This window comes from Bacillus paralicheniformis (assembly GCF_002993925.1).
GTDB lineage: Bacteria > Bacillota > Bacilli > Bacillales > Bacillaceae > Bacillus > Bacillus paralicheniformis.
The window spans coordinates 2,587,241-2,595,104 of the sequence record NZ_CP023665.1 but is presented as its reverse complement, the minus strand read 5'-3'; the positions used below and the strand labels follow the sequence as shown (position 1 = coordinate 2,595,104).

General features: G+C 44.9%; 1 protein-coding gene. It reads left to right on the top strand.

What is annotated here, in order from left to right; all coding sequences use genetic code 11:
- The first annotated feature begins 36 nt into the window (after positions 1-36).
- Positions 37-7,854 (top strand): bacitracin non-ribosomal peptide synthetase BacB, encoded by a 7,818-nt coding sequence (gene bacB, locus CP943_RS13180; protein WP_105981065.1) that lies wholly within the window; start codon positions 37-39, stop codon positions 7,852-7,854.
- The last annotated feature ends 10 nt before the right edge of the window (positions 7,855-7,864 follow it).

The following is a 7,864-nucleotide window of genomic DNA, read 5'->3' as shown; positions in this document are numbered from 1 at the left end:
ATTGGCCGCAAGTCTGACGAATGGAGTGAGATGAGTATGAGCATAATGGACTTCATAAATGATTTGAAAAAGAAAAATATCACCTTATACCATAACAAGGGAAAAATCAAAATCATCGGTCCTCAAGAATTATTGACGGCTGACTTAAAACAGCAAATCAAGCGGTATAAAGATGACATCATCGCAGCGCTGGAAGCGGGCGAAACGGACATTGAGCGAAGCTTTCCGAAAGCGGCGCCGTCTAAAAGCGGAACCTATCCTTTGTCAAGGGAACAAAAAAGGATGTTCATTTTAAATCAGCTTGATGACAGCAAAACGGCCTATAACATGCCGATGGCAGTAAAAATAAACGGTGAAGTTCAAATCAGCCGAATTGAACAGGCATGGAAAGCGCTCATCAAAAGGCATGAATCGTTAAGAACTTCTTTTGTCATGCTCGATGGCGAACCGGTGCAGAAAATCGAACAGGAAGCCGAGTTCCGACTTGAATACAGCGAGTTGGGGGATCAAAGCATCCAGGAGAAAATCAGCCGTTTCATCAAACCTTTTCAATTAGAAAAAGCCCCGCTTTTAAGAGCGGAAATCGTAAAAGTGGATGAAGCTGAGCATATGATGATCGTTGATATGCATCATATCATTTCAGACGGCATCTCTATCGGAATATTAATGAAGGAATTCGCCGACTGCTGTGAAGGCAAAGAATTACCTCCGGTGGCGGTTCAGTATAAAGATTATTCAGAGTGGCAGAAAGACATCGAGCAGCAGAGCCGGTTGAAGAAGCAGGAAGCGTATTGGCTTAACACCTTCCGGGGAGACATTCCGGTATTGAATATGCCGCTTGATTTTCCGAGACCGAAAATCCGAAGCTTTCAAGGGAACAGAACGGTTGTGGAATTGGATCAGGACACCACAAAAAAACTGAAGACGATAGCCGCAAAAAACGGCGTTACGATGTACATGCTTCTTTTGGCAGGCTACACCATTCTGCTGTCAAAATACACCGGACAAGAGGATATCATTGTCGGCTCGCCGATTGCCGGAAGACCGCATGCCGATTTAAACGGGACAATCGGGATGTTTGTCGGCACCCTTGCGCTGAGAAACCGGCCAACGGGGAACATGACATTTAGCGAATATGTCCAAACGGTCAAAAACAATACATTGAACGCCTATGAAAATCAAGATTATCAATTTGATGCATTGATCGAACATCTGGGCTTGACACAGGACATGAGCAGAAATCCGCTGTTTGATACGATGTTTGATCTGCAGCATGCGGATGATTTCGCATCTGAAGCCGGCGGGGGGCATTTTGACACGTATGATATTCCATTTCATGTCGCGAAATTCGATGTAAGCCTGACGGCATTTTTGCATGGAGACAACCTGAAATTTGATTTTCAATATTGCACGGATCTGTATAAAAAAGAAACGATTGAAAGAATGGCCGGACATTTTTTGAATGTTTTAAAAGACGCTGCTCATCACCCTGAACTGGCGTTAAGCGAGATTAGGATGATGTCGGAAGAGGAGAAAGACATCATCTTACATACATTCAATCATGAGAAGACAGATGGTCCGAAAAACAAGACACTCAGCCGGCTGTTTGAAGAGCGGGCTGAAAAAACACCCGATCACCCCGCTGTTATATTCGAAGATCAGCAATTGACATATAGAGAGCTGAACGAAAAAGCCAACCAATTGGCCTGGCTTTTAAGAGAGAAGGGCGTAAAGCCGGATACAATTGTCGCGATCATGACAGACCGTTCATTCGAGATGATCATCGGAATTATCGGAATTTTAAAAGCCGGCGGAGCCTATCTGCCAATTGATCCGGATTATCCGGAGGACAGAGTCAAATATATGCTGGAAGACAGCGGGGCTGATATGGTCGTCATCCAGGAGCCCTTTAAATCGAAAATAGACGGGCGTCAACTGATAACCGCCGAAGACACCCGATCTTTCAGCAAAGAAAATCTCCCAAATGTCAATAAGGCTTCTGATTTGGCATATGTAATTTATACTTCGGGTTCTTCAGGCAGGCCGAAAGGTGTCATGACGACTCACCGCAATGTCGTTCATTATGTTGATGCTTTTACGAAAAGGATCCCTTTGAGCGAAGATGATACAGTTTTGCAAGTCGTATCCTTTTCATTTGATGCATTTTCTGAAGAAGTCTACCCTATTTTAGCTTGCTCAGGGCGCTTGGTGATCAGCAGAAAAGTAAGCGATCTGAACATTGATGAACTGGTGAAAACGATCGGGAAGCATCGTGTCACACTTGTCAGCTGCTCCCCGCTTCTATTGAATGAAATCGATAAAAATCAGCACTTAACCTTTCATCCGCAGATGAAATTTATCAGTGGAGGCGACGTATTAAAATTTGAGTACGTCGAAAATATCATCAAAGGCGCCGACGTTTACAATTCTTACGGTCCCACGGAAGCGACAGTTTGTGCAACCTATTATCAACTAAGCAGCGCAGACCGCAAAAAAACGAGCATTCCTATCGGCAAGCCTTTAAGCAATTATAAAGTATACATTGCAGATCAATACGGCCGGCCGCAACCGGTTGGAGTACCGGGCGAACTATTGATCGGCGGCGAAGGGGTCGCAAGGGGATACTTGAATCATGAAACATTGACAAAAGCGGCCTTTGTGCTGGACGAATCAGGCGAGAGAGTATATCGTACAGGCGATTTAGCCAGATGGCTGTCTGACGGAAACATCGAGTTTTTAGGCAGAATCGACAGCCAAGTCAAAATCCGCGGCTATCGGATCGAACTGGAAGAAATCGAACACCGGTTGCTGATGAACGACGATATTAATGAAGCCATCGTGGTGGCGAAGGAAGATCAGGAAAACAGCAAATATCTATGCGCCTACATCGCATTCAATAACAAAAACGCAGATATTGAGCAGGTTCAAGAACGCTTGGCGAAGGACCTTCCGGAGTATATGATTCCGTCCTGCTTTATCAAGCTTGATCAAATTCCCCGCACGATCAATGGAAAGGCTGATCTTAAGGCATTGCCGGAGCCGGATCGAGGGGCATTTGCCCAAGCCCGCTACGAAGCCCCGCGCAATCAAACGGAAGCCTTACTTTTATCGATCTGGCAGGATATCTTGCCAGCGGAACAGATCGGGATTAACGACCATTTCTTTGACATCGGCGGACACTCGTTAAAAGCTTTTTCAATGGCCGCGAAAATTCAAGCGGCATTAAAAGTCGAAGTGACGCTAAAGGAAATCTTCAGCCATCCGACGATTAAAGACATCGCAGCTTATATCGTACAAAAACAAAAACAAGTTCAATCCGACATTCTAAAAGCGAAAAAGAAAGAATACTACCCGCTTTCTTCCGCTCAAAAAAGGCTGTACATCCTCAATCAAATCGAAGAAGGCCAAACCGCCTACAATATGCCTTTTGCGATGAAAATAAGAGGTGGGCTCCAAACGAAAAAGGCCGAGAAGGCCTTCAAAACGCTAATCAAAAGACATGAGAGTTTAAGAACATCCTTTGTGACCATCAATGGCGAACCCGTTCAGAATATAAACGAAGGGGTCACATTTGAAATGAAATACCGGGAGCTTGACAATTGCAGCCTTCGGGAACGGATGAATCAATTTATCAGACCGTTTGACCTGGAAAAAGCCCCTCTTCTGAGAGCGGAGCTGGTGAGGGTGAACGCAGCCGAACACATTCTCCTGCTTGATATGCACCATATCATTTCCGATGGCGTATCAATCGGGATCTTGATGAAAGAATGGGCGGCTTTATATGAAGAAAAGGAACTTGCACCGTTAAAGATCCAATATAAAGATTATTCCGAGTGGCAGCGAGAGTCCTGTCAAAAAGACCGGTTGAAAAAACAGGAAGAATACTGGCTATCCGTTTTTCAAGACGCCATCCCTGTTCTGAACATGCCGACGGACTTTCCAAGGCCGCAAATGCAAAGCTATGAAGGAGATCGAATCGCATTTGCAATCGAAAGAGAGCTGACGGATAAGCTGAAAAAAACAGCGAAAGAAAACGGAGTCACGATGTATATGCTGCTGTTGGCCGGGTATACAATACTGCTTTCGAAATACACCGGACAGGAAGATATCATTGTCGGTTCGCCGATTGCGGGGCGAACCCGGGAGGAGTTGGAACAGACGGTCGGGATGTTCGTAGGCACCCTTGCGATGAGAAACCATCCGAAAGGCGGCAGGACATTCATTGAGTATTTGCAAGATGTAAAAGAAAATACGTTTAACGCCTATGAAAATCAAGATTATCCTTTCGATGAACTCGTAGACAAATTAGATTTGGAACGGGACATCAGCAGAAATGCCTTATTTGACACAATGTTTGATATGCAGGCGCTGGATGATGCAGAGCCTGATATAGAGGGATTGCATGTTGAACCCGTTGATTTGGAGTTTCAGATTTCAAAATTCGATTTGTCGCTGGCAGCAGCAGAGTCCGCAGGCGTCATTACGTTTCACCTGGAATTCTGCACAAGGCTGTATAAAAAAGAAACCGCCGAAACGCTGGCGCAGCATTTCGTCAATATCCTAAGAGATATTTCCGATCATCCGCAGAAGCCGTTAAACGAAATCAGCATGCTTTCAGAGGAACAAAGGAACACAGTGCTGTATCAATTTAATGATACGAACGCCGAACACCCGTCGGGAATTTTTTCTGAGCTGTTTGAAGAGCAGGCCGAAAAATCACCGAATCATCCGGCGGCGGTCTTCAAAGATCATATGTTGACATACCGCGAATTAAATGAAAAAGCGAATCAATTGGCCAGAACATTGCGGAAAAAAGGGGTTCAGCGGGAGTCAGTAGTCGGAATCATGGCGGAGCGTTCGTTGGAAATGGTGACAGGCATATTGGCGGTTCTAAAGGCCGGCGGGGCGTACATGCCGATCGATCCGGGGCTTCCGAAAGAGCGCATCCAATATCTTATCACGGATAGCGGAGCTGATCTATTGCTGACCCAGCATCAGCTTATTGGCAGCATCAGCTTTGCCGGAGAAATCATCCAAATCGATCAGGCCGATGCTTACGACACGGATGGAAGCAATTTGGAGCATCTTAATTCCCCCGGTGATTTGGCATACGTCATCTATACCTCGGGTACGACGGGAAACCCGAAAGGCGTGATGGTCGAGCACCGCAATATCATTCATGCCCACTATACTTGGAGAAAGCACTATGAATTGGCATCATTTTCAGTTAACCTGCTCCAGCTTGCCAGCATGTCGTTTGATGTATTCGCAGGAGATTTATGCCGCAGTCTTCTCAACGGCGGAACAATGTATATGGTCCCGGATGATGTCAAACTGGAAATGAATCTGCTGTATGACATGATCAACAAATACGGCATTCATATGTTGGAATCGACGCCAAGCCTGATCATTCCTTTGATGAAATATATCGATCATCACAAGCTTGACCTTTCAAGCATGAAGCTGTTGATCATGGGTTCTGACACTTGCACGATCAAAGATTATAAGTGGCTCGTTGAACGGTTCGGACAAAGGATGAGAATCATCAACAGCTATGGCGTCACAGAAGCTTCTGTCGATTCCGGCTATTATGAAGAAGCTTTGGATCGGATTCCAGAGATTGCGAATACGCCGATAGGAAAGCCGCTGGACAATACAGCATTTTATATATTGGATTCCTCATTAAACCCGCAGCCGGTCGGCGTTTATGGTGAGTTGTACATCGGCGGTGAAGGGGTCGCGAGGGGATACTTAAACAAACCGGAACTCACGAAGGAAAGGTTTGTTCCAAATCGTTTTGCCGCCGGGGGGAAGATGTATAAAACGGGAGACTTGGCAAGGTGGCTGCCTGATGGAAATGTCGAATTCCTCGGGAGAATCGATCACCAAGTCAAGATTCGCGGTTTCAGAATAGAAACAGGCGAAATTGAAACGAAGCTTTTGGAAAATCAAAACATCAGCGAAGCTGTCGTTATAGACCGGGAAGACAAGAAAGGACATAAGTACCTGTGCGCCTATATTGTCGCTCGAGCGAAAACAAACGCAAATGAACTGAGGGAATATTTGTCCGATCATTTACCGGATTATATGCTCCCTTCCTATTTTATTCAAATCAACAAGATGCCCCTCACGCCAAACGGAAAGATCGATCGAAAAGCGCTTCCTGAACCTGCCGGAGATGCCATAGCGGCAAACGGATATAAAGCGCCGCGCAATGAAACGGAAGAAAAGCTGGCCGCTGTTTGGCAGGAGGTGCTGGACAGGGACAAAATCGGAATCAACGATAATTTTTTTGAAATCGGGGGAGATTCAATTAAGGCTCTGCAAATCGTTTCAAAATTATCAAGAGCCGATCTCAAGCTTCAGGTTAAAGATCTGTTTACCAATCCGTCCATCAGACACCTCAGTAAATATGTCAAAAAAGAAACGAAAGCTCGCACCAGCGAAATCGTGCAAGGGCAAGTGCCGCTGACTCCTGTGCAAAGGTCGTTTTTTGAAGCGAATCAAAGGGAGCAAAACCATTATAATCAAGCGTTTATGCTCTACAGGGAAAACGGGTTTGCTGAAAGGATCGTCGAAAAGGTTATCCGTAAACTCACAGAACACCATGATGCATTACGGATGGTCTATCGGGAGAAGAACGGTGAAATCATTCAGCATAACCGCGGCTTGGAAGACAGCGTCTTCGATCTGAATGTCTATGATTTGAAAACGGAAAAAAATCTCGAGGAAACTGTTTATCAGATAGCGACGAATATTCAAAAAGACATATCCATCAGCGAGGGCAAAATGATCAAGCTCTGCGTGTTTAAAACAACGGAGGGAGACCATCTGCTGATTGCGATCCATCACCTTTTGGTAGACGGCGTGTCCTGGAGAATATTGTTCGAGGATTTTGAAGCGGCATACGGTCAAGCCTTGCAAGGCAAACCGATAGAGCTCGGTTATAAAACGGATTCGTACAAAACGTTTTCCGAAAAACTGGCTGAGTACGCAAGCAGCAAAAAGCTCCTGAAAGAACAAGAATATTGGCGGGAGATATCCAAAGGAAAGATGGCATTCCTCCCTAAACATCGCCAAGCGGCACATGATAACTATGAAAATAGCAGAACACTCAGAATATCCCTCAGCCAAATGGAGACGGAACAGCTCCTGAAAAATGCGCATAAAGCATACAATACGCAGATTAATGATCTCCTTTTAACGGCTTTGTTGATCGCCTCAAGGCAGCTGACGGGGGAAAACAGGCTGAAAATTCTTATGGAAGGCCATGGAAGAGATGATATTTTGCAAGATGTGGATATTACGAGAACGGTCGGCTGGTTCACCGCAATGTATCCGGTATTCATCGACTTAGAAGATGAAACAGACTTGTCTGTGATGATTAAGATCGTGAAAGAAACTTTGCGGAAAATACCGAATAATGGAATCGGATACGGCATCCTCAAGTATTTGAGAAAAGACGAAGGGCTTATAAAGGATGAAAAGCCTCCGATCTTATTCAATTATCTTGGTGAGCTCGATCATGATCTGACGACTGAACAATTTTCATCGTCAAAGCTTTCAACAGGTCAAAGCATCGGAGAAAAAAGTGCAAGAGATGCTTCTGTTGAAATCGATTCAGTTGTTGTCGGCAGGCAATTGATGATCAGTACGACATTTAACGAATACGAGTATTCTCCAGATACGATCAGCGAATTGAATCAAGCATTCAAAGAAAGTTTGCAAATGGTCATCAGCCATTGTACGGGCAAAAATGAAACCGAAAAAACGTCCTCTGACTACGGTTATGACAAACTCTCGTTGGAAGATCTTGAAGAATTATTAAATGAATATGAATCTATCGACAGCTAGATATCATGAA